The sequence below is a fragment of the Nocardia sp. NPDC087230 genome, from assembly GCF_044744725.1.
In the GTDB taxonomy this organism is placed as follows: domain Bacteria; phylum Actinomycetota; class Actinomycetes; order Mycobacteriales; family Mycobacteriaceae; genus Nocardia; species Nocardia canadensis.
The window spans coordinates 1,153,760-1,175,087 of record NZ_JBIUYV010000002.1 but is presented as its reverse complement, the minus strand read 5'-3'; the positions used below and the strand labels follow the sequence as shown (position 1 = coordinate 1,175,087).

At 70.2% G+C, this 21,328-nt stretch carries 17 protein-coding genes; 7 read left to right on the top strand and 10 right to left on the bottom strand.

The genetic code is table 11. The annotated features are described in order from the left end of the window. Positions 1–3: 3 nt before the first annotated feature. From ACIO52_RS11625 to ACIO52_RS11610, 4 genes are all read right to left on the bottom strand, one after another. The gene (locus tag ACIO52_RS11625; protein ID WP_218718588.1) at positions 4–1,113 is read right to left on the bottom strand and encodes an inositol-3-phosphate synthase; all 1,110 of its coding nucleotides are present in this window, start codon (positions 1,111–1,113) and stop codon (positions 4–6) included. Beyond that, positions 1,106–1,663, bottom strand: a complete 558-nt coding sequence (locus ACIO52_RS11620) for a PadR family transcriptional regulator (protein WP_189031469.1) — start codon at positions 1,661–1,663, stop codon at positions 1,106–1,108. The genes ACIO52_RS11625 and ACIO52_RS11620 overlap by 8 nt, the downstream gene beginning before the upstream one ends. Positions 1,664–1,815: 152 nt before the next feature. Further along, positions 1,816–2,607, bottom strand: coding sequence for a DUF1707 domain-containing protein (locus ACIO52_RS11615; RefSeq protein WP_218718589.1), 792 nt, complete (start codon positions 2,605–2,607; stop codon positions 1,816–1,818). A gap of 7 nt (positions 2,608–2,614) precedes the next feature. Then, positions 2,615–3,688: a DUF1707 domain-containing protein gene (locus tag ACIO52_RS11610; protein WP_218718590.1), complete on the bottom strand. Its 1,074-nt coding sequence runs from the start codon at positions 3,686–3,688 to the stop codon at positions 2,615–2,617. Positions 3,689–3,811: 123 nt separating this feature from the next. On the opposite strand from ACIO52_RS11610, the gene ACIO52_RS11605 reads away from it, so the two are divergent. From ACIO52_RS11605 to ACIO52_RS11595, 3 genes are all read left to right on the top strand, one after another. After that, complete coding sequence (locus ACIO52_RS11605) at positions 3,812–4,231, top strand: DUF5318 domain-containing protein (protein ID WP_218718591.1); 420 nt, start codon at positions 3,812–3,814, stop codon at positions 4,229–4,231. Positions 4,232–5,054: 823 nt separating this feature from the next. After that, on the top strand, positions 5,055–7,271 hold the full coding sequence (locus ACIO52_RS11600) for a transglycosylase domain-containing protein (RefSeq protein WP_342802267.1): 2,217 nt from the start codon (positions 5,055–5,057) through the stop codon (positions 7,269–7,271). A gap of 71 nt (positions 7,272–7,342) precedes the next feature. Then, positions 7,343–9,022 carry a glycosyltransferase family 87 protein gene (locus ACIO52_RS11595; RefSeq protein WP_218715857.1) on the top strand — a complete coding sequence of 560 codons (1,680 nt, stop codon included), beginning with the start codon at positions 7,343–7,345 and terminating at the stop codon, positions 9,020–9,022. A 4-nt stretch (positions 9,023–9,026) separates the two neighbouring features. Here the strand turns inward: ACIO52_RS11595 and ACIO52_RS11590 are convergent, their stop codons facing one another. Next, positions 9,027–10,553, bottom strand: a complete 1,527-nt coding sequence (locus tag ACIO52_RS11590) for a TerD family protein (RefSeq protein WP_218715855.1) — start codon at positions 10,551–10,553, stop codon at positions 9,027–9,029. Between the two features lie 30 nt (positions 10,554–10,583). Continuing rightward, positions 10,584–11,939, bottom strand: a complete 1,356-nt coding sequence (locus tag ACIO52_RS11585; protein WP_316573041.1) for a TerD family protein — start codon at positions 11,937–11,939, stop codon at positions 10,584–10,586. A gap of 167 nt (positions 11,940–12,106) precedes the next feature. Here ACIO52_RS11585 and ACIO52_RS11580 point away from each other — a divergent pair, with 167 nt between their 5' ends. The 4 genes from ACIO52_RS11580 to ACIO52_RS11565 all read left to right on the top strand — a co-directional run bounded on the left by ACIO52_RS11580 (position 12,107) and on the right by ACIO52_RS11565 (position 15,386). Continuing rightward, complete coding sequence (locus ACIO52_RS11580) at positions 12,107–12,730, top strand: AIM24 family protein (protein WP_218718412.1); 624 nt, start codon at positions 12,107–12,109, stop codon at positions 12,728–12,730. Between the two features lie 9 nt (positions 12,731–12,739). After that, positions 12,740–13,444: an AIM24 family protein gene (locus ACIO52_RS11575; protein ID WP_218718411.1), complete on the top strand. Its 705-nt coding sequence runs from the start codon at positions 12,740–12,742 to the stop codon at positions 13,442–13,444. A 4-nt stretch (positions 13,445–13,448) separates the two neighbouring features. Further along, on the top strand, positions 13,449–14,213 hold the full coding sequence (locus ACIO52_RS11570; RefSeq protein ID WP_218718410.1) for an AIM24 family protein: 765 nt from the start codon (positions 13,449–13,451) through the stop codon (positions 14,211–14,213). Between the two features lie 123 nt (positions 14,214–14,336). Next, positions 14,337–15,386: an alpha/beta hydrolase family protein gene (locus ACIO52_RS11565; RefSeq protein ID WP_218718409.1), complete on the top strand. Its 1,050-nt coding sequence runs from the start codon at positions 14,337–14,339 to the stop codon at positions 15,384–15,386. Positions 15,387–15,432: 46 nt separating this feature from the next. Here ACIO52_RS11565 and ACIO52_RS11560 read toward each other — a convergent pair whose 3' ends face one another. Genes ACIO52_RS11560 through ACIO52_RS11545 form a run of 4 tightly spaced genes read right to left on the bottom strand, consistent with a single transcriptional unit; the run spans position 15,433 to position 21,177 of the window. Next, positions 15,433–16,236, bottom strand: a complete 804-nt coding sequence (locus ACIO52_RS11560) for an HAD family hydrolase (RefSeq protein ID WP_402643599.1) — start codon at positions 16,234–16,236, stop codon at positions 15,433–15,435. Between the two features lie 38 nt (positions 16,237–16,274). Then, positions 16,275–18,803: a phosphoribosyltransferase gene (locus ACIO52_RS11555; RefSeq protein WP_402643379.1), complete on the bottom strand. Its 2,529-nt coding sequence runs from the start codon at positions 18,801–18,803 to the stop codon at positions 16,275–16,277. After that, complete coding sequence (locus tag ACIO52_RS11550) at positions 18,800–20,011, bottom strand: HpcH/HpaI aldolase/citrate lyase family protein (protein WP_218718407.1); 1,212 nt, start codon at positions 20,009–20,011, stop codon at positions 18,800–18,802. Before ACIO52_RS11550 ends, ACIO52_RS11555 begins: the two co-directional genes overlap by 4 nt. 41 nt (positions 20,012–20,052) lie before the next feature. Then, a complete protein-coding gene (locus ACIO52_RS11545; protein ID WP_316573233.1) occupies positions 20,053–21,177 on the bottom strand; it encodes a hypothetical protein in 1,125 nt (374 codons plus the stop codon). Positions 21,178–21,328: the final 151 nt, after the last annotated feature.

The following is a 21,328-nucleotide window of genomic DNA, read 5'->3' as shown; positions in this document are numbered from 1 at the left end:
CGACTACTCCGCGCCGATGATGAACGCCTCGAGCTGGGTGCGCGCGACGTCGTCGGCGATCTGCTCCGGCGGGGACTTCATCAGGTAGGCGGAAGCCGGGATGACGGGTCCGCCGATGCCGCGGTCCTTGGCGATCTTGGCGGCGCGCACCGCGTCGATGATGATGCCCGCCGAGTTCGGCGAGTCCCACACCTCGAGCTTGTACTCCAGGTTCAGCGGGGCGTCACCGAAGGCGCGGCCCTCGAGGCGGACGTAGGCCCACTTGCGGTCGTCGAGCCACTCCACGTAGTCCGAGGGACCGATGTGGACGTTGCGGTCGTGGACCTTGCCCGCGAGCGAACCGGTGAGGTTCGAGGTCACGGCCTGGGTCTTGGAGACCTTCTTCGACTCCAGCCGATCACGCTCGAGCATGTTCTTGAAGTCCATGTTGCCGCCGACGTTGAGCTGGTAGGTGCGGTCGAGCACCACGCCGCGGTCCTCGAACAGCTTGGCCATCACGCGGTGGGTGATGGTCGCGCCGACCTGGGACTTGATGTCGTCACCGACGATCGGGACACCGGCGTCGACGAACTTCTGCGCCCAGACCGGGTCGGAGGCGATGAACACCGGCAGCGCGTTGACGAAGGCGACGTTCGCGTCGATGGCGCACTGGGCGTAGAACTTGTCGGCCTCTTCCGAGCCGACCGGCAGGTAGGACACCAGCACGTCGACCTGGGCGTCCTTGAGCGCCTGCACGACGTCGACGGCCGGGGCCTCGGACTGCTCGATGGTCATCGCGTAGTACTTGCCGATGCCGTCGAGGGTCGGGCCACGCTGGACGCTGACGCCGGTGGGCGGCACGTCGGAGATCTTGATGGTGTTGTTCTCGCTGGCGAAGATCGCCTCGGCCAGGTCGAAGCCGACCTTCTTGGCGTCGACGTCGAACGCGGCAACGAACTTCACGTCCTTGACGTGATAGGGACCGAACTTGACGTGCATGAGCCCGGGAACGGTGGCGTTCTCATCGGCGTCCTTGTAGTACTGCACGCCCTGCACCAGCGACGATGCGCAGTTGCCCACACCGACGATCGCGACGCGAACCTCGCCGGACCCAACCTTGTTGACATCACTCATGGCCGCTCTTTCCCTCTTTCTGTGGTGCCGCCTTCGTCGATTGCTCCGCCGCAATCAACTCGTTGAGCCAGCGCACTTCGCGCTCGCTTGATTCCAATCCGAGCTGGTGGAGCTGACGGGTGTAGCGATCCAGCGAGCCGCTGGCCTTCTTGATCGCCTCCCGCAGTCCCTCTCGGCGCTCCTCGACCTGACGCCGCCGACCCTCCAGGATCCGCATCCTCGCCTCGGCGGGGGTGCGGCTGAAGAAGGCCAGGTGAACGCCGAAGCCGTCATCGGTGTAGTTCTGCGGACCGGTGTCGGCGAGGAGTTCGTTGAAACGTTCCCGCCCGACCGGCGTCAGCCGGTAGACGCGGCGCGCTCGGCGCGCGATCGCGCCCTCCGGAAGCTCCTCGGCGATCAACCCGTCGGTCTGCATCCTGCGCAGGGTCGGGTAGAGCGAACCGTAGGAGAAGGCCCGGAACGCTCCGAGCAGGCCCGTCAGCCGCTTGCGCAGCTCGTAACCGTGCATGGGCGCGTCCAGGAGCAGGCCGAGAATCGCCAATTCGAGCACTCGCCGACCTCACTCCCTGACTATGTCGGCCTGACAGGCCGAGCGGACCTAACCGATGGATGCGAGTTCCAACTATATCGGAGCGATATAACAAGGCATAGCGCAATGACGCACATCACTGCGTCAGCGCTGGTGAGACGGCCTGCTCGGGGCTAGGCGGGGTACACGGCGATGGGCTCGCCGTTGAGCCGGATCTTCAGATAGCCGCTCTGTTCGGCCTCGTTCTTGACGTAGATGCTGATCTCCGGCTCGGCGTCCTTGCCGCCGCCGGGTGGGTACCTGACCAGCACGTGCGAGACCCAGCCGTTGGGGACCCGGGTGGTCTGGGAGGCGCCCGACATCAGCCGGGCGTAACGGGCGATGTCGACGCCGGCCAGGTCGAACGACTTGGTGTCGGGCGGGCGGCTGCCCTGCGAACCCCACGCCTTGAAGTCGCCGCGATACTGCAGCTCGTCCTGCTTGCCCGGTCGCCCGGAATCCCGTTCGACCAGGGCGTACTCGGGGTACAACGTCAGCTCGTCGGCGACGGTGCTGCCGTATTCGGTGCGGTAGGCGGCGAGGAAGTGCGCGAATCCGTTGCCGGTGGTGAGGTCGGGCAGCGGGTCGCCGAAGGCGGCCTCGCCCGCGGTGCGGCCGATCAGGCCCGCGCCCGCACCGAGCAGCGCGGCCAGCACCACCGCGCCGACCGGGATCCACCAGCGCCGGGGTGCGCGCGGCACGCCCCTGGCGACCGGGGTCGCGGCCAGGCTGCCCGGTACCTGCAGGTCGTCGACGAGCCGGTCGAGGGCGCCGAAGGTCTCGGCCCGCATCGCGGTCGCGGTGCGCTTGTCGTGTTCGGTGGCGGTCAGCTGGCCGTCGGCCAGGGCGGCGTCGAGCAGGGCGCACACGTCGGCGCGGTCGGCATCGCGGGCCCGCAGGTTCTTCGCGGGAGACGGGGTCTTCATTGCTCGGTCATCCTTTGTACGGGTAGGTCGCGAGTACTTCGCCCGACAGCGCGAGGACGAAATGCCCCGACTGGGCGACCTCGTTGCGCACGAAGATCGTGATCCCCGGCCGTCCCACCCAGCTGTCGTTCGCGATCCGGAAGTGGGTGACCGCGCCGTTGGGCACCTGGACGGTGGCGGCCGCGTTCGTCAGCGCCGCGCCGAGGGCCTCGGCGTTCACCTGGGCCAGATCGATGTCGAGCGCGTCGCGTTTGCGGGTGCTGACCTGCGAATTCGACCGGGCGAAGCCGCCACGGTAGGTGTAGTCGGCGGTCCAGTCGGCGTTGCCGGGCGCGCGCCGCACGGCCGAGGCGTGCTCCTCGTGCAGGACGGCCTCGTCGACCAGGGTGTCACCGAACTTGACCCGGTAGTCGTCGCGGAACTGGACGAACCCGACGAGGGTGGTGAGCGTCGGCGTGGGGATCACCAGGGGTGGTGCGGCGTTGTAGTTGATCGCCTCCGCCGCGACCACCGCGGGCGCCGGTTCGTCCGGGCGCACCGTCCACACGAAGCAGCCGATCCCCACCACCGCGACCGCCGCGATCGTGGCGATGCGGAAGGTGTTGCGCGCCTTCGGCTTCACCGGTGCCACCGGGCGCTGCTGCAATTCGGCAACCAGGGTGGACAGATCACCCAGAGTGCGTGCTTCCGAGGCCAATTCGGTGAGCGCGGCGTGCTCGTCGGCAGCGAGCTGGCCGTCGGCCCGCGCCGCGTCCAGGGCCGCGGTCGTGCGGGCCCGGTCGGCGTCGCGGGCTCTGGTCCGGGCGGGGTACTCACCGGAGTGCCTGCGGCCGAAACGCTTCCGCTCGATCGCGCCCTGACCACCGAAAACAGCGGGTGATTGCAGGTCGGCGGTCAGCCTTTCCAGCTCCCCGAGGGTCCGCGCCGACGCGGCGCGCGCCGTGCGGTCGTGGTACTCCTGCGCGCCCAACTGGCCCTCGGCGTAGGCCGCGTCAAGCACGGTCGACACCTGCGCGCGATCGATATCACGCGCCCTCGTCACGGAATCGGCGGCGCTGCGCGCCTGCCTGGAATCAGCCATCGTTCTGGCTCGCCTCACCTGCGGAAATACCCGGGCCGACCCCGGTATCGGGAGTTTACGACGAGACCACCGATGCAGCGGTGCCACCGGCACCGCAAATCAATCCCGGCTACTCTGGTGATCGTGCGAATTCAGCGGCAGGTAGTCGACTATGCGCTCCGGCGCAGGTCGCTGCTGGCTGACGTCTACGCGGGCCGGGTCGGCGTCGCCGAGGTGTGCGACGCGAATCCGTACCTGCTCCGGGCCGCCAAGTTCCACGGCCGGGGTAGCGAGGTGACCTGCCCGATCTGCCGGAAAGAGCAGCTGACCTTGGTGTCATGGGTGTACGGCGACGGACTCGGCCAGGCGGCCGGCTCCGCGCGGACGCCCGAGGAGCTGATCCGGATGGCAGAGTCGAGCGAGGAGTTCTCGGTGCATGTCGTCGAGGTGTGCCGCTCGTGCAGCTGGAACCACCTGGTGCAGTCGTATGTGCTCGGTTCGGCGCCCGCGCCGGCCCGGCGCCGGACGAGTTCGCGAGCGGGGCGGCGCTCTGCTGCCGAGTAATGGGGCTGCCGAGCAATGGGCCGCCGAATGACAGGCCGCCGGGCGACGGCGGCCACCGCTTGATGCGCCACAGTTCGGGGTGCAAGGTATCCGCGCCGGTTCTCCGGCGCGGATGTCGTGTGCCGGTTGAACCTTACGAGTTATGGAGATCTGGTCAGTGAGTTCGCCCTACGAGTCCTCCCCCTTCGGCGATGATCCGCACGGCGGCCGTCCGGCTCGGGGTTCGCAGCCGGGTCTCCCTCCCCAGCCGGGTGACCGGCCGGGTCCGCCGCCGCGCCGGCCGATGCCGCCCGCCGGGCCGGGCCCCCAGAACGGACGCGGACCGGCCCCGGGTGGGCGTGGTCCGCAGGGCGGACCGCCACCGAATCGACAGGCGCCGCCGCCGGGCGGCATGCCGCCGCGTCGTCCCGGACCGCCGCCGCAGCGACCGCCGGGTCCGCAGGGCGGACCGAACCAGGGCGGACCGAACCAGGGCAGGCCGCCGCAGGGCAGGCCCCCGCAGCCGGGTCGGCCCGTCGGCCCGCCCGCGGCGGGCGCCACCCAGAAGCTGCCGCGCCCCGGACGCGACGAGTCGACCGCGCGGGCGAGTCATCCCGACGGCGGCAGGCCCGTCCGTGACGACCTGAACCGAAGCACCCGCTCCGGTGGATCGGCCGTGACCGCGCGTCCCGGCGCAGGTCCGGGCCGCCGCCCCGGTGGGCCGACCACCGGCGAACGCCGAGCCACCGGCACCGGCGGCACCCCGCCGCCGAGTGGGCCACGTAACCGCCGCGATGGTGGCGGGGGCGACGACGGCTCCGGTAAGGGTGGTTCGGTGAGGAAAATGCCGTGGCGGGCCATTCGCCGGACCATGTACGTGCTGATGGCGCTCGCCATCGTCGTACCGAGCGCGGTGTTCCTCGTCGCCTACACGGCGGTCTCGGTGCCCAAGCCGGGCGATCTGGAGACCAACCAGGTCGCGATGATCTACGCCAACGACGGCACCACCGAGATCAGCAAGGTGGTCCCGCCGCAGGGCAACCGCACCGAGGTCTCGATCGATCAGATCCCGCCGCACGTGCGCAATGCCGTGATCGCGGCCGAGGACCGCGACTTCTACACCAACCCGGGTTTCTCGGTGTCGGGCTTCGCCCGCGCCGCGCGCGACAACATCCTCGGCAAGGAAAGCGCCGGTGGTGGCTCCACGATCACCCAGCAGTACGTGAAGAACGCGCTGGTCGGTGACGAGCGGTCGATGACCCGAAAGATGCACGAGCTGGTCATCTCGGCCAAGATGGCCCGGCAGTGGAGCAAGGAAGACATCCTCGCCGCCTACCTGAACACCATCTACTTCGGCCGTGGCGCGTACGGCATCGACGCGGCGTCGAAGGCCTACTTCGGCAAGCCGGTGCAGGAGCTGACCGTGGCCGAGGGCGCCGTGCTGGCCGCGACCATCCAGCTGCCCTCGCTGCTCGATCCGGAGAAGAACCCCGAGGGCGCCAAGACCCGCTGGAACTACGTGCTCGACGGCATGGTCAGCGGCAACAACCTGCCCGCGGCCGAGCGCGCCTCGATGCAGTACCCGCAGGTGGTCGCGCTGGCCTCGCTCAACGACAGCAACCAGGACGAGGGTCCCGGCGGTCTGGTGAAGAACCAGGTGCTCAAGGAGCTGTCGGCGGCGGGCATCAGCGAGCAGCAGCTCAACACCGAGGGCCTGCAGATCACCACCACGATCGACCCCAAGGCGCAGGAGGCCGCGGTCAACGCCGCGCAGTCCAAGCTGCAGGGCGAGCCGGAGAACCTGCGGACCGCGGTCGTCTCGATCGACCCGCGCACCGGCGCGGTCCGCGCCTACTACGGCGGTGAGGACGGCCAGGGCTTCGACTTCGCCAACGCCGGTCTGCCGACGGGCTCCTCGTTCAAGGTGATCGGCCTGGCCGCGAACCTCGAGATGGGCATCCCGCTCTCGCAGCTGTACGACAGCTCGCCGATCACCGTCAACGGCATCCAGATCGGCAACGTCGAGGGCGAGTCCTGCGGCATGTGCACCATCGCCGAGGCGCTCAAGCGCTCGCTGAACACCAGCTTCTACCGGATGCAGCTGGACATGCAGAACGGTCCGCAGAAGATCGCGGACATGGGCCACAAGCTCGGCATCCCCGAGGAACTGCCCGGCATCGGCAAGACCCTGACCGAGCCCAACGGCGCCGGTCCGAACAACGGCATCGTGCTGGGCCAGTACCAGTCGCGTCCGCTGGACATGGCCTCGGCCTACGCCACGCTGGCGGCCTCGGGCATGTACCACGCGCCGCACTTCGTGCAGCGGGTCGTGACCGCCGACGGTCAGGTGCTGCTCGATCGCGGCGAGCCCGCGGGTGAGCAGCGGGTGAGCGCGGCGGTGGCCGACAACGTCACCGCGGCGATGAAGCCGATCGCGGCGTACTCGCGCAACCACAACCTGGCGGGCGGGCGCGAGTCGGCCTCCAAGACCGGTACCCACCAGCTCGGCGACACCGGCAACAACCGCGACGCCTGGATGGTCGGCTACACCCCGTCGCTGTCGACCGCGGTCTGGGTCGGTACCGAGCAGGGCGATCCGCTGCGCAACTACGGTGGCGGCAGCATCTACGGTTCCGGTCTGCCCTCCGACATCTGGAAGGCGACGATGGACGGCGCGCTGGCCGGCACACCGAACGAGTCGTTCCCCAAGCCCGCCCCGATCAAGGGCCAGGCGGGCGTGCCGGAATGGTCGGCGCCCTACACCGCCCCGTCGACCACCGCGCCGACGATCGCCCCGCCGGTGATCGTGCCGTCGCAGGTCGAGATCCTGCCCGGCATCCGGATCCCGGTGCCCGGCGTGCAGCAGCCCGCCGGCCAGCAGCCCTCGCAGCAGACGCCGGAGACGACCACCGGCCCGCTGCCGGGTCAGCCGACCGCCCCGGCGGACGGCTCCCCGCCGACCAACGGCAACACCAACGGCAACGGCAACAGCACCCGGCCGGGTGCGGGCGCGAACGGCACCGAGGGCGGCGGAGGCACCACGCCGACCAGATCCCGGTAGCCTCGGATGTCGTGACCGATCAGCAACTCGCGGACCAGCCGGCGTCGAGTGGTACCCGGCCGGGCCGCGAAGTGCAGTACGTCGCGCCCGCCCAGCTGGCCCCCGACCTGCGCTCGATCGACGCGCGAGACCGGCCCAGCCGCAACGATTCGCTGACCGCGCAGCTGTCGACCGTGATCGGCGGACCGGTCGGCGATCACGCGCTGATCGGCCGGGTGCGGTTCTGGACGCCGCTGCGGGTGATGTTCGCCTTCACCGTGGTGTTCCTCGCGCTCGGCTGGACGGCGAAGGCGGGCTGCATCCAGCAGACCTCCGACGGCGCGGGCGGGCTGATGCTCGACTGGAACAACGGCCGTCAGTACGTGGCCATGTGCTACTCGGACACGGTGCCGCTCTACGGCGCCGAACGACTCAACGAGGGCGCGTTCCCGTACAAGAAGTCCTGGACCGAGTCGACGCCCGACGGCGGCACCGAGACCAGATACATGGAGTATCCGGTCCTTTCGGGCCTCTACCAGTACGTCGCGATGCAGCTCGGCAACGTGTGGGACCACCTGCCGCTGCCCGGCGCGCTGTCGGTGGTGGTGTATTTCAACGTCGTCGCGCTCGGTCTGTCGGTGGGCTGGCTGATCACCGTCTGGGCGTCGTCGCGACTAGCCGGGCGGCGGGTCTGGGACGCGGCGCTGATCGCGGTGTCGCCGTTGGTGATCGTGCACGCGTTCACCAACTTCGACGCGCTGGCAACGGCTTTCGCGGCCACCGGCCTGCTGGCCTGGGCTCGGCGCAAGCCGGTGCTGGCCGGCGTGCTGCTCGGTCTCGGCGGCGCCGCGAAACTGTATCCGCTGCTGCTGCTCGGCCCGATCCTGGTGCTGTGCCTGCGCGCCGACCCGATGCAGCGCCAGCCCGCCGCGCGCGCGGGTCTGCGGCTGCGTGATGTCGACAGCATCGACAGCGCGCGGACCTGGATCCGCGAGACACCGGCCCGCACCCATCTGTTCGCGCTGCGCCCGCTCGGCGCGGCCGTGCTCGCCATCCTCGCCGCGGCGGGCACCTGGATCGCGGTGAACCTGCCGATCGCCGTGCTGTACCCGGACGGCTGGCGAGAGTTCTTCCGGCTCAACACCACCCGGCACGCCGACCCGGATTCGATCTACAACGTGATCACCTCCTTCACCGGCTGGGGCGGGTTCGACGGCGAGCTCGCGCACGGACAGCCGCCGACGGTGCTGAACACGGTCTCGCTGCTGCTGTTCCTGCTCGCCTGCGCTGGCATCGCCTATCTGGCGCTGACCGCGGCCCGCCGCCCGCGCGTGGCCCAGCTGTGCTTCCTGGTCGTGGCCGCGTTCCTGCTGACGAACAAGGTGTGGAGCCCCCAGTACTCGCTGTGGCTGGTGCCGCTGGCCGTGCTCGCGCTGCCGCATCGGCGAATCCTGCTGGCCTGGATGACGATCGACGCGCTCGTCTGGGTGCCCCGGATGTACTACTACCTCGGCGAGGACGCCAAGGGCCTGCCCGAGCAGTGGTTCACCGGCACCGTGGTGCTGCGCGATCTGGCCGTCCTCGGCCTGTGCGCGCTGATCGTGCACGAGATCCTGCGCCCGCAGGACGATCTGGTGCGCCGCGACTTCGTCGACGATCCGGCGGGCGGGGTCCTGGACCGCGCCCCCGACCCGTTGCTGCCGTGGCTGCCGGAGTTCCTGCGCCCCCGGCAGGCGTGCACCAGCTCGCGCCCCGCCGCGATGGTCGAATGACCGGCTACATCCGCAGGTAGCGGGCCTGGAGCTCGGGTTCGGCCGGGAGCATGTCGAGGTCGAGTTCCCAGGCGTTGCCGGTCCACGGATCGAACAGCGGGGTGCCGGGGACCGTGGGCAGGTGCCTGCACGACTGCGACAGCAGCGACAGCGGTCCGTCACCGAAGTCGACGCCGCCGCTGCCGACGATCACCAGCGACAGCCCGATCAGGTCGCCGCGCACCATCAGCTGACCTAGGCGCACCACGTCGGCGGCCTGGTAACCGTGCGGGAAGTCGGCCGCGACGAGAATCCGGTGCTCGGCGGGCGGCACGGCTTGCCCACTGTTGTAGGCGATGTCGGCCAGCTCGGCCGCGTGCGCGAGTTCACCGAGACGCGCGGGGATATCGGCGTGATCGGCGATCACCGGCCCGGCGAGCAGCGGCGTGAGCGGGGCGGCGAGCCCGCGCAGACCGCCGGAGAGATCGATCAGGTCGACGCGGGTCGGCTTGTCCGGCAGCGCCGCGACCAGCCGGGCCACCAGGGCGCCGACCACCCGGGACGCGGCGGCGCTGGACTCGGTGTCGACCCACAGCGGCCGATTCAGCGGCACCGGAACGCAATACGGCACGCGCAGCGCACCGCGATCGAGGGCGTACAGCTCGCCGAGCCGGATGCCGTCGCTGCGTACGGCTTTCGTGGTCCAGGCCGGGGCCAGCCAGGACGCCAGCGCGGCCGGCATCACCGCGTCGGCCTCGGCGATTTCGCGACCGAGCTGGTCGCTGTCGCGCCGATGGTTGCCGTCGGCGACGCCGACCAGCTCGTCGTGGCGGCGCTGCGCGGCGGCGCGCGCGGCGTCGGCCGCCGGGGTGTTGCGAGTGGCCGGATTCGACACCGCTTCGGACAGTTCCTGATCCAGCCGATTCGCGGCGTAGTCGCGGGCCGAGAGCAGGGCGGCCGCCGAGCGGGCCGCGTCCTCGAAGATCATCCACATCCGCTGCAGGCCGTGATCGACCTCCAGCGGAACGCCGGGCGCCGCGGTGGTGGCGGGCCGCTCGACCGTCTCGGTCGGCGCGGTCGCTCGCGGTGTCGCCGGGGCGGGCACGCCGTGCGCGGGCAGCAGCTGCGCCGCACCGCCGTCGTAGCCCTGCCCCAGTGCGCGCAGCTTCCAGCCGCCACCGCGCCGGTACACCTCGAGGCAGATCAGCGCGCTCTCCCCCGCGGTCGGAGCGACCACGAATTCCGCGGTGGGCGAGCCGTTCTCGGCCAGCGTCGCGGTGACGTCGCCGAGCACGTGCCCGGCGGTGACGTAGAGCAGCACGGCGTTCGCGTCCGACCTGACCTGCGCCAGTGCGATGTCCACCGCGCCACCGGCGAAGGTGACGCCGGGAGCCGCGGGCCGCGACGCGCACACATGATCGTGCTCGTCGCGCACCCGCAGATTCTCGTCCACCACCAGCGCGCCGAGTTCGACGGTACCGGCGGTCTGTGCGGTGAAGCGCACGATGTCGGCGGACAGTGCGGTGTTCTGGCCCGCCTTCAGGTGAATCACGTCGTCATGCCTGCTCTGTGTCGTCCTGCCTTAGTCGCTGCCGAGGAACCGGCCCAGCTGGGGCACGGCCTCGCCGGGATGCTTGGCCTGGAAGCCCTCGCCCAGCGCCTGCATCTTCCAGTCGGCGCCGACCCGGTACACCTTGGCCATCGCCATCGCCGTGAACGGCATGCCACCCGCGAGGGTGTAGCGGGCCAGCTCGCCGTTGTTGGCGCCATCGATCAAGCGGCAGAAAGCGTTCTGCACCTGCTCGAAGGTGTGGCCCTTGTACGAGGTGACGATGAACAGCAGCGTGGAGATGTGCGCGGGGATCCGGGTGAGGTCGACCAGGATCATCTCGTCGTCGCCTTCGCCCTCACCGGTGAGGTTGTCACCCTGGTGGCGGACCGAACCGTCCTTGGACGACAGCTGGCCGTAGTAGGCGACGTCGACGAGGTTGTTGTCGGCGAACAGGCACACCGAGGCGTCGAGGTCGATGTCGACGGTGCGGTTGCCGAACATGCCGCGGGTGCGCACCGGGTCCCAGCCCAGGCCCATCTTGACGAAGGTGAGCGCGGCGCCGCCGTCCTTGCGGAGCGTGACGCGCTGCCCCTTCTGCAGGCTGACCGGGCGATCCTTGCTCAGGCTGATCTCACCGGCGGGCTGCGGCGGCGCGGCCTGCGCCGGCGGCGGGTAACCGGGGCCGGGGCCGGCCGGCGGCGGGTATCCCGCGCCGGGCGGCTGCTGCGCCGGGCCGGGCGGGGGCGGGTAGCCACCACCGGGTGGCGCGTAGACGGGGGCCTGCTGCGGCGGGTAGCTCGGCGCGGCCTGCGCGGGGTAGGCGGGCGGCGGCGGGGCCTGCTGCGGGACGGCCTGCTGCGGCGCGGCGGCGGGCGCGGGCGAATCATCCACCTGCACACCGTGATCGGTGACCAGCGCGGCGAAGCCCCCGGCGTAGCCCTGGCCGACGGCGCGGACCTTCCAGCCGCCCTGACGGCGGTACAGCTCCAGCGCGATCACGATCGACTCGGCGTCGAGCCCGTCGATCCGGTACTCGAACAGCTGGTTACCGGCGGCGTCGGAGACGATCGCGGTGGGCGGGGCGAACCGGCCGAAGTTGCTGTTGGCGTCGTCGAGGGTGATGACGGCGCGGATCTGGTCGATGTCGGCGGGCACCGCGGGCAGCGAAACCGCAAGGGAGGCCGCCTGACCCGCCGGACCGGGGCGCAGATCGACGCCAGGTCCACTCGGCTGGTTGTAGAAGACGAAGTCGGCATCCGTGCGGACCTTGCCCTGCTCGGTCACGAGCAGCGCGGACAGATCGGCCGGTGCCGTGAGCTGGAGCGAGATCACCACGTCACTGACGGCCAGTGGACCGTTCTGGCCCTTGGCGAGTGTTGCAGACAAGTTCGACCCTTCGCTTGTCGGTGCGGTCGTCTGCCACTCTACGAGAAAGCGGCGACGAGCGTCCGCGCTCCGCAGCCACGGCGCGCGGCCGATCGATCGGTTAGGGTGTCCACGCAGTACGTATCGGGCATTCCACCCGCCTGTCCAGAGGGGACTCCAGGGCCGTCATGGCGCAGCTGTTCGAACAATCGAAGAAGGTGATCGAGGCCCACCTCGCGGGGACGAGTATCCGCGCGATCTCCGGCTCGATGGTCGCCTACGAAGGCAATGTGCAGTTCAAATCGGCCGGATTCGGCGGCGGCGAGGGCGTGCTGTCGGGCCTCAAGCGCCGCGCCACCGGCGAGAAGCTGTCGCTGATGGAATGCACCGGCAACGGCCGCGTCTTCTTCGCGGTGAACGGCCAGAACGTCACCGTGGTCGATCTCGACAACGACACCCTGCAGGTCGAGTCGCAGCAGTTGCTCGCCTTCGCGGGCAATCTGCGCACCGATGTGCGCTTCGCCGGGGTCGGCGGGATGTCGGCGGGCAGCGGCCTGTTCACCACCACCGTCAGCGGGCAGGGCCAGGTGGCGCTGCTGTCGGCCGGCGGTCCGCTGATCCATCTGGAAGTCTCGCCGCAGTACCCGCTGATCGTGGACCCGGACGCGTTCGTCGCGGCCCGCGGCAACCTCAACCAGTCCTTCGTCACCGATGTCTCCTGGCGCACCATGGTCGGCCAGGACGCGGGTGAGGCCTTCTCGCTGCGGTGGGACGGCCAGGGTGTCGTGCTGATCCAGCCGGCGGAACGGTAGGCGACGGAAATGTTCGAGAAAGTCAACAGCAAGGTCGTCAAGGTCGATGTCGGGCAGGCGGGCGGCGTGGTCGCCCGGACCGGCGCGATGCTGTTCTACCAGGGCCAGGTCGCGTTCGCGCCGCACCAGATCCCCGGCGCCGGACCCGGCATGGGTGGCGGCGGCCTGATGCGGATGGCCGGCGCGATGATGGCGGGCGAGCACGAGCGCACCATGCTGGCGCGCGGAAACGGCACCGTCCATTACGGTTTCGCCGGGCTCGAGGTGCACGTGGTGCAGATGCAGCCGGGCGCGGTGCTGCGCGTGGAGGCCTCTCGCCTGCTGGCCAACACCGCGGGGCTGCAGTCCTCGGTGGTCTCGGTGGCCAGCTCCGGTGGCGGCGGCGGAGGCGGCGGCGGTGGCCTGATGGGCGCGCTGCGCGGCGCCGCGGCGGGTGTCGTGACCGGCCAGGGCATGTTCACCACCCAGCTCGGCGGCCAAGGCGCCGCGGTGCTGCTCGCGCACGGCGGTTTCCTGGAACTGCAGGTGGGCGGGCCGAATCCGGTGATCGTCGATCCGCAGGCCTTCGTCGCGGCCTACGGCAACGTGCAGACCGAGCTGAAGTCGGCGATGAGCTGGCGCGACGCGGTCGGTCGCGGCGCCGGTGAGGCGATGCAGCTGCATTGCCACGGCCAGGGTGTCGTTTTCGTGCAGGCCTCCGAAGAGAAGTTGTGAGCCGATGAGCCAGATCCATTCCCCGATGACTCTCGGTGCCAGCGACAACATCCCGGGCAACAGCTACGCCTACTGCATCGACCTGACCGGCCCGTGGTTCATGCGCAAGGGCGCGATGATCGCCTACTACGGCCAGATCCAGTTCCAGATGCTCACCCACGGCCTGCAGGGCAACCTCATGCACATGGTGAGCAGCCAGTTCTCGGCGCCGCTGTTCGCCGGTGACTACGTGGTGGCCGAGGGCCACGGCAAGCTGATCATCGGCGACCGCGGCTACGACATCAATTCCTACGATCTCGAGGACGGCAACCTCACCATCCGGGGCGCCAACCTGCTCGCCTTCGAGCCGGGCCTGGCGCTCAAGCAGTCGATCGTGCCCGGGTTCCTCACCCTGATCGGCACCGGCAAGTTCCTCGCCTCCTCCAACGGCCCGGTGATGTTCGCCGAGCCGCCGCTGCGGGTCGACCCCGAGGCGCTGGTCGGCTGGGCCGACTGCCCCTCCCCCAGTCACCACTTCGACCAGGGCTGGATCGGCAGCTTCCTGGCGGCGGGCGCGGCCAGGATGGGCGCGAACTCGGGCGAGGAGCGCCAGTTCGACTTCACCGGCGCCGGCACCGTGCTGATCCAGTCCTCGGAAAAGGTGATGAGCGATCAGGCCCTGGTCAGGACCATCGAGGGCCAGCTCCAGAGCGGCATCACCGTCGGCGGTCTGCAACGCATCCAGGGCGTGATCGCCCAGCAGCTGCAGGGTCAGCAGCAGCACTACTGACCCCACTCCCGCAATTCTGAAACGAGAACGCGCCAAAACCTGACGACGGGTCGTGCCCGCCCGCTACGGTGGGCACCGCCGAGAGAACGGGTCGGCGATAGCTCGATCAGAGGAGTGGGCGCAGTGCAGCGTCGCAGCATCCGGCGGATCGTGGCGGCGGCACTGTGCGCCGTCACCGCGTCGATCATCACCGGCACCCCCGCGTCGGCGGCGCCCGCCACCGCACCGGGCGTCAGCATCGACAAGGTGAGCGCGCCCGATGGCTCCTTCATCGAGAAGATGGAGGTCACCGACTCCCGGCACCTGCGCCTGTACGTGCACTCCGCGGCGATGAACCGGACTTTCCCCGTCGACATCCAGCGCCCCGCCGACACCTCCGCGCCCAAGCCCGCGCTCTACCTGCTCAACGGCGCGGGCGGCGGCATGGACCGCGCCTCCTGGCAGCTGCGCACCGACGCGCTGAGCTTCCTGTCCGACAAGGACATCAACGTCGTCCAGATCATCGGCGGCGCGTGGACGTTCTACACCGACTGGATCAAGCCCGACCCCGTGCTCGGCGTGAACAAGTGGCAGACCTACATCGCCGAGGAACTGCCCCCACTGATCGACGCCGCGCTGGGCACCAACGGCGTCAACGCCATCGCGGGCCTGTCGATGTCGGGCATCCCGGTGCTGAACCTGGCGATCGCCGAGCCCGGCCTGTTCCGCAGCGCCGCGGTGTACAGCGGGCTCACCCAGGTCAGCGATCCGGCGGGGCAGCAGGCGGTGAAGCTGACCGTGGAGATGTACGGCGGCGGTGACGCCGAGAACATGTGGGGTCCGGTCGGCGGGCCGCTGTGGGTGGCCAACGATCCGCTGGTGAACGCCGAGAAACTGCGTGGGACAAATCTTTTCGTCTCCACCGGCACCGGCATCCCGGGCATCCACGATCAGGCGGGCGGACCGTTCCGGATGGAGAAGCCCGCCGACACCCCCAAGACGGTCGCGCTCGGCGCGCTGATCGAGGGCGCGATCTTCGTGTCCTCGCACAATCTGCAGACGCGGCTGGACCAGCTCGGCATCCCCGGCACCTTCGTCTACCGCGACACCGGCACCCACTCGTGGGGCTACTGGCAGGACGATCTCAAGACCTCATGGCCGGTGCTGGCGAAGGGCCTGTTCCCCGAGTCGTGAGTTCGGGGAATCCCGGGCGCCGCAGCGGCACCCGGGATCTCACGACTCAGACCGGGTCCGCCGCCAGCGCGGAGCGCTCGAGCGCGGCGTGGAACCACTCGAGGATCTCCACTCCGGCGAGAATCCCCGCGTTCTCGGTCACGGTCAGATTCGGGGCCGAATGGCCCAGCTCCTCCAGCTCACCGTGTCGTGGCCGGATCGCGGCGTCGGCCACGGCCAGCATCGGCGCGTCCAGCGCACCGTCACCGGCGGTGAACAACGCAGCGCCCTCGGCCAATTCACCGGATTCCACCAGTCGGCGGCGGACCTCCGCGACCGCCAGACTCTTACAGACCGCGTCCGGCATCGTGTAGATCTTGCGCCCCTGCTGTGAGGCCGACCAGCCGCGCGCGCGACACCACGCGTCCCACTCGGCGAGGAAACCGGCGGGCACCGCCTCGGGGCGAACCACCAGGTAGCAGAACAGCCCGTCGGCCTCGCGATACTTGGTGACCCAGGAATCGTCGATGCGGGAACGCCATTCGGCGCCGATCTCGGCGAGGGTGGCGCCGGAGGCGCGCACCGTGTCGTCGATCGCGGCGCGCCAGGTGGGGTCGGGCAGCCCGTCGACCAGGATGTTGCCGCCGTTGCTGGTGATGGCGTAGCGCCACGGCGCGCCCGGCAGGTCGATCCGCTGGAACTGCTCGATCGTGCGGGTCGTCGTCGGGAGCACCGGGGCCAGCGACGCCAGTTCGGCCAGCCGCGTGACGGCGGTGGTGGTCATGTACGACAGCGGTTCGCCCTCGTAGTACTCCACACACAGTTTCGCTACCGCGTCGGCGCCGCCGAATCCGTTGCGCGAGTAGATCATCGTGCGATCGAGATCGGTGGCGAACAACGCGTCGGCGGTCACTGATCCAGCTCCTTGATCAGGCCCATACAGCTGTAGGCCAGGTCGGGGACCACTTCCACCGGGACATTGCGCGCGGCCGCGAGCAGGCGGATGTGTGCGTGCTCGGGAGCATCCGCTTCGCGAACCAGCACCCGCCACGGTACCCGGCGCAGCAGCACGCGGGTGGTCTCGCCGACGCCCGGCTTCACGAAATTCACTGTGGCGACACCATATTCGGCGCGCACCCGCTCCACCGAGGCCCAGCCGGACCAGTCGGGGGTGCGATCGGAATCCCGGATCGCGGCGACCGCGGCGGGCACCTGCTCGGCGACGGCGCCGAAGGCGCCTGTCACCGCGTCGAGCAGCTGGTTCGAGACATCGACGTCGGCGAGCTCGCGATAGAACTTCGCACCGTGGAATTCACCGGGCCCGATCAGGGTGTCGTTGAGGACGGTGCGCGAGACCAGTCCGGACACCGTGGAATTCAGGCAGGCCGAGGCGATCAGGAAGTCGTCGCGGGTGCCGTAGGTGCGCACCGAGTTGCCCGGATCGGCGAGCACGACCAGCTCGTCGTTGAACCGGGCGCCACCGGCGGCGTGATATTCGTCGAGCGCCGCGGTGAGCTCCCTGGTGATGGCACCCTTGCCGGTCCAGCCGTCGACGAACACGATCGAAGCCGGATCATGGTGCTGGGCGAGATAATCCAGCGCCACCGCGTCGATGCCACGGTCACGCACGATCGACACCGCGTAGTGCGGCACCGTCAGACTCGGCCTGCCGACCCCACTGGCCAGCCATCGCCGCATCAGCACGCCGACAGGCGTGCCCGCCCTGGCCAGCGAGACCAGCACGATGTCCTCGCCGCGTTCGGCCACCACGAGCTCGGCGACCGTCGCCACCGCCAGTGCGAGCCGCTCGGCGCTCTCGGCGAGCACCCGCTCGAACAGCTCGCGGTACTCGGCATCGGGCTGGTACTCGACCGGCAGCGATTCGGCGTAGTGCGCCACGCCCGCCTGGATTCGCCGTTCGCGTTCGGCGACATCGGCTTCCAAGTCGACGCCCGAGAGGTCCTTGAGCAGCCACGACACCTCGTCGGCCGCGTAGGAACCGAAGTCGGGTCCGTGCAGCGGACGAGGGCGATCGGGCGCGGCCGCCGCATCGGGGTCGGGCCGCACGGATTCGGCGGCCCGGTCGGCCGCGTGCGCCCGCGCGGGGACCGCGGCGCGCGCTGCCGAAGTTCGTGTCGTGTGCAGCGCTCGCGGGTCCGCACCCGGCAGGACGGCGACCAGCACATCGGCGCCCGCGGCGGTCAGCACGTCGACCAGACCGCCCGGCGCCACGAGTTCGGGCGTATCGGCGGGCGGATCGAGGACGACCAGCAGCACCGGCGCCACCGCGCCGTCTGGCCAGTGCGCGTTGTACAGGTAGCGCTTGGCGGTCGCGTCGGGCTCCGGCGCGTGGAAACGGAAGCCGCGCCGCAGCGGGTAGCCGGGCTCGTCGAGCACGTAAGCCGGTGAGCGCGTGGTGGTCTGGAATCGGGTGGGGATGCCGCCTTCGGCCAGCTCGGCGGCCAGCCGCAGCGGCAGGTACATCAGCTCCTCATGACCGAGCACGATCACCGGGCGATCGGCGAACTCGGCGGCGAGGCGAGCCTGGACCTGGCCGGTGGCGGCCTTCAGCGCGACATCGAAGGCGGCGACCTCGGAGTTCAGGATGCCGTGCCTGCCGCCCTCGGGAACATCGGCGGGCCAGGACAACTCGATCCGGCCGAACGAACCACGGTGGGCCGCTGTCGGATTGAGCTCCGGTTCGGGCATCGAGGTGACCGTCTCGATCAGACCGTCGGGCAGCTCGGTGCGGCCCGAGGCCAGGCACACGGTGTCGATGCGGGCACCGAGTTCGGCGGCGAACGTCTCGAACTTGGCCCGGTCGGCGGCGGTGCGCATGTCGACAAGGGAGGCGAGCACGTAATGCGAGCGCGGCGCGAACGCGTGCAGCGCGCGAACGGCGTCGATGGCGGTGTCGCCGGTCGAGATCTCGTCGTCGACCAGCACCAGCGGCAGATCGTTGACGAAGATGTCGGCGGGCGCGGGTTGCAGCAGGTGCGAGGTGGCGTGCGAATGCCCCTCCTCGAACCCGGTCAGCGTGGTGGCCCGCGCGACCTCACGGCGAGTGGAGTGCAGGTAGCACCCGGCGCCGATCCGCGCCGCCACGCAGTGACCGAGACCCGTCGCGGTCTCGGCGAATCCGAGCACGACGGGTTCCCGGTCGCCCAGGACCCCGCGCACCAGGTCGCCCAGCCGATTGCCCGCGCCGATCACCACGCGCGGGTCGGTGGGCAGGTGCTTGCCGAGCACGGTCGACACCAGCAGGTGCGCCCGGCGCGGATTGCGTCGCAGACCCGGCTGGACCAGCGCGGCGATCGAGAGTTCACCCGGCAGCGCGTCCGCGGCCGCCGACGCTGCGAACGACTCGCCGTGCCGCAGTTCGATGCCCAGATTCGCGGTCGCCCACGGTGTTTCGAGATCGAGGCCGAACGCGCTCATTCGGCGATCATCGCTGTCAGCAAATCCACGAAGGACACTCCCTTGTTGGCGACACCGAACGCGCGAGCCCGGACCAGCGTCTGGCGGGCCCAACTGCGGTGCGGGCGCATCTCGTTCATCTTGTTGCGGTACTCCGAGGCCGCGACGCCGCCGACGTCGGCCTCCATGATGTGCAGCGCGTCGGCGTACTCCTCGTGCGTCACCACCGACAGCGCGTGCACCGCCGCCACATGCGACGGGTGGATCACCGTCTTGCCCTGGATGCCGTTGGCGCGGTCCAGGGTGATCTCGCGCAGCAGGCCGTCGAGGTCGCGGCTGACCAGGTACTGGCGGAACGGCACCGCGTCGGACTCCTCGAACGGCGCGGTCCGCAGCAGCGGCCGGAACATCCGCTCGTGGTCGGCGAAGTATTCCCACACCGGCCCGGTGATGATGAAACCGGTGCCGTCGGCGCGGCCCAGGTAGTTCACGATGTCGGCGATCACGTCGGCGACCACGCGCACGTCGTAGATCGTCAGGTCGCGGTCGCGGCGGATGCCGAAGGTCGAGCACATGTCGGTGGCGCCGATGCGCACCGCGAGCAGGTGGTCGCGGTGTTCGGCCAGCAGGTCGGCGATGCGCGCGAGCTGCTCGTCGCGGGTCTGCCGGTGCACCAGACTCGCCGATTCGAGCACGGGCATGCCGTAGATCGGGCGGTCCAGTGTGCGCCGGGCGTCGTCGAGGGCGGCCAGATAGGCGGGCCCGGTGACGGCGTCGAACTTGGGGAAGACGAATCCGGTGAGCACCTCGGCGCCCGGCCCGAGCAGGCCGACCAGCTCGGTCACGGTCTGCGGGTCGCGCACCCGGACGAACAGCATCGGGTTCGGGTCCTCGCTGCGCGCGAGCAGGTCCAGGGTCGCGACCGCGTGCTGCTTGGCGGCCTCCACCTGGTGGTCGGCGACGGCGTCCTCGAGGTCGATCACCATCGAGCAGACGCCGCGCGCGGCTCGGCGGCTGATGGTGGCGGCCAGGTCGGGGCGGGTGGCGGGCACATACAGCGTCGCGCCGAGCGCGGTCGCCAGTAGTTCCCGATCGTGGGCGCCGACGATCGGCTCCGGCTCTACCAGGAACAGCTCACGGGCCCTCGGCCCGCACAGCTGCCGGAAGTGGCGCAGCGGAACCTGCTTACGCAGGCAAATCTCCGGCGCGACGGCGTACCCCGCGGTCATTCCCCCCACCTCATTTTCCGGGCCATCTCATGTCTGTGTTCCTACGTGCTGTCGGTTCGGGCGGTTTTTCTCATGCGGTCGACCACGCCGGCGATGAACGCCGCGACGGTATCCAGTTCGGACACGTATGCCCAATAGTCTGGATGACGACCCGTCAGTCCGGAAATGATGCGGTCGAGGCGTTCGGCTTGCGCATCGAGCACCGAACCCCACTCGCCGACCAGTCCTCGGTCGACCGCGAGCATCTGCGCGTCCCGCAGCCGGAATCGTACGGTGCGGGCGTGCGCATCGGGGTCGGCACGCACCCCGCGGAGCAATTCGAGGCGCCGGGTGACGGCGTCGACCAACTGCTCGGCCTCGGCGAGGTGCTGGCGCGCGGTGGCGGTCAAATCAAGGGCGGTCTCCGGGTCGTGATCGGCAGCCGCGACACGCGCGCCCACCAGCGCCGTGTCCGCGGCGTCGATGCCGCGCCGGCTTTCCCGCTCATTGTTGGTCAAGTCCGCCGAACTCGCAGCGTTGAACTCCCGCAGCAGCGCCGAGTAGGCCGGACCGAGTGCGTCGGCCCGGTTGCGGACCGCAGCCAACCTGGTCGTCACCGAAGCGATCGCGTTCGCCGCCGCCGACGCGCGAGAAGGGGCTTGCGCCAACGCATCCGACAATTCCGCCGTCGCCTGCTGCACCTCGGCCGCGACCGTGCGCGCGGCCGCCACCGCCGCCTGCGGATCGGTCGCGGACGCTGTGATCAGAGCCTCATTCAGCCGCCTTACACCGGCCTCGATCGAGGGGTAGGTCGCGTAGCCCGACGACGCCGCCGCCGCGAGCGCGCGCTCGGCCTCACCACGCACCTGCGCCAGCAGCTGCGGCACCACCGAGCGCACCCGCGCCGCCTCCGCCAGCTGCTCGCTGCGGGCGTGATAGAACTCGTCGACCCCGCGCGCGGCCTCGTTGAGCTGGCGGACCAGGGCGTCGGCCCTGGCCGGACCGTCGGCGATCGGCGTGCCGGTGGCCTCGGCGGCGTCGAGTTCCTCGGTGAAGCTCAGATACGCGCCCGCCGCGGCGTAGCACCGTGCGCGCACCGGCTCCCAGAGCGCGCCGACGCGGCGGTCCGGGAAGACCTGCTCACTGGCCACCACGCCCGCCTCCGCCGCCGTCTGCCTGCGATCCATATCGAGGAAGGCGGCCGACGCCGCGGCGCGCGCTCCACTGATCCACTCATGATCGGGCCCCGATCTGAACCAGCCGCGTCTGCGAGGTGTCATCGGCACATCCCCTTTCGCCAACCGCGCGTCGACCCGACCACGCACTGCCCCGATGGTA

Bases quoted from the DNA above. Each gene is read 5' to 3' on its own strand.
- ACIO52_RS11555 (WP_402643379.1), bottom strand. From the start codon at position 18,803: ATGAGCGCGTTCGGCCTCGATCTCGAAACACCGTGGGCGACCGCGAAT.
- ACIO52_RS11625 (WP_218718588.1), bottom strand. From the start codon at position 1,113: ATGAGTGATGTCAACAAGGTTGGGTCCGGCGAGGTTCGCGTCGCGATC.
- ACIO52_RS11570 (WP_218718410.1), top strand. From the start codon at position 13,449: ATGAGCCAGATCCATTCCCCGATGACTCTCGGTGCCAGCGACAACATC.
- ACIO52_RS11560 (WP_402643599.1), bottom strand. From the start codon at position 16,236: ATGATCTACTCGCGCAACGGATTCGGCGGCGCCGACGCGGTAGCGAAA.
- ACIO52_RS11545 (WP_316573233.1), bottom strand. From the start codon at position 21,177: ATGGATCGCAGGCAGACGGCGGCGGAGGCGGGCGTGGTGGCCAGTGAG.
- ACIO52_RS11550 (WP_218718407.1), bottom strand. From the start codon at position 20,011: ATGACCGCGGGGTACGCCGTCGCGCCGGAGATTTGCCTGCGTAAGCAG.
- ACIO52_RS11600 (WP_342802267.1), top strand. From the start codon at position 5,055: ATGCCGTGGCGGGCCATTCGCCGGACCATGTACGTGCTGATGGCGCTC.
- ACIO52_RS11615 (WP_218718589.1), bottom strand. From the start codon at position 2,607: ATGAAGACCCCGTCTCCCGCGAAGAACCTGCGGGCCCGCGATGCCGAC.
- ACIO52_RS11580 (WP_218718412.1), top strand. From the start codon at position 12,107: ATGGCGCAGCTGTTCGAACAATCGAAGAAGGTGATCGAGGCCCACCTC.
- ACIO52_RS11575 (WP_218718411.1), top strand. From the start codon at position 12,740: ATGTTCGAGAAAGTCAACAGCAAGGTCGTCAAGGTCGATGTCGGGCAG.
- ACIO52_RS11610 (WP_218718590.1), bottom strand. From the start codon at position 3,688: ATGGCTGATTCCAGGCAGGCGCGCAGCGCCGCCGATTCCGTGACGAGG.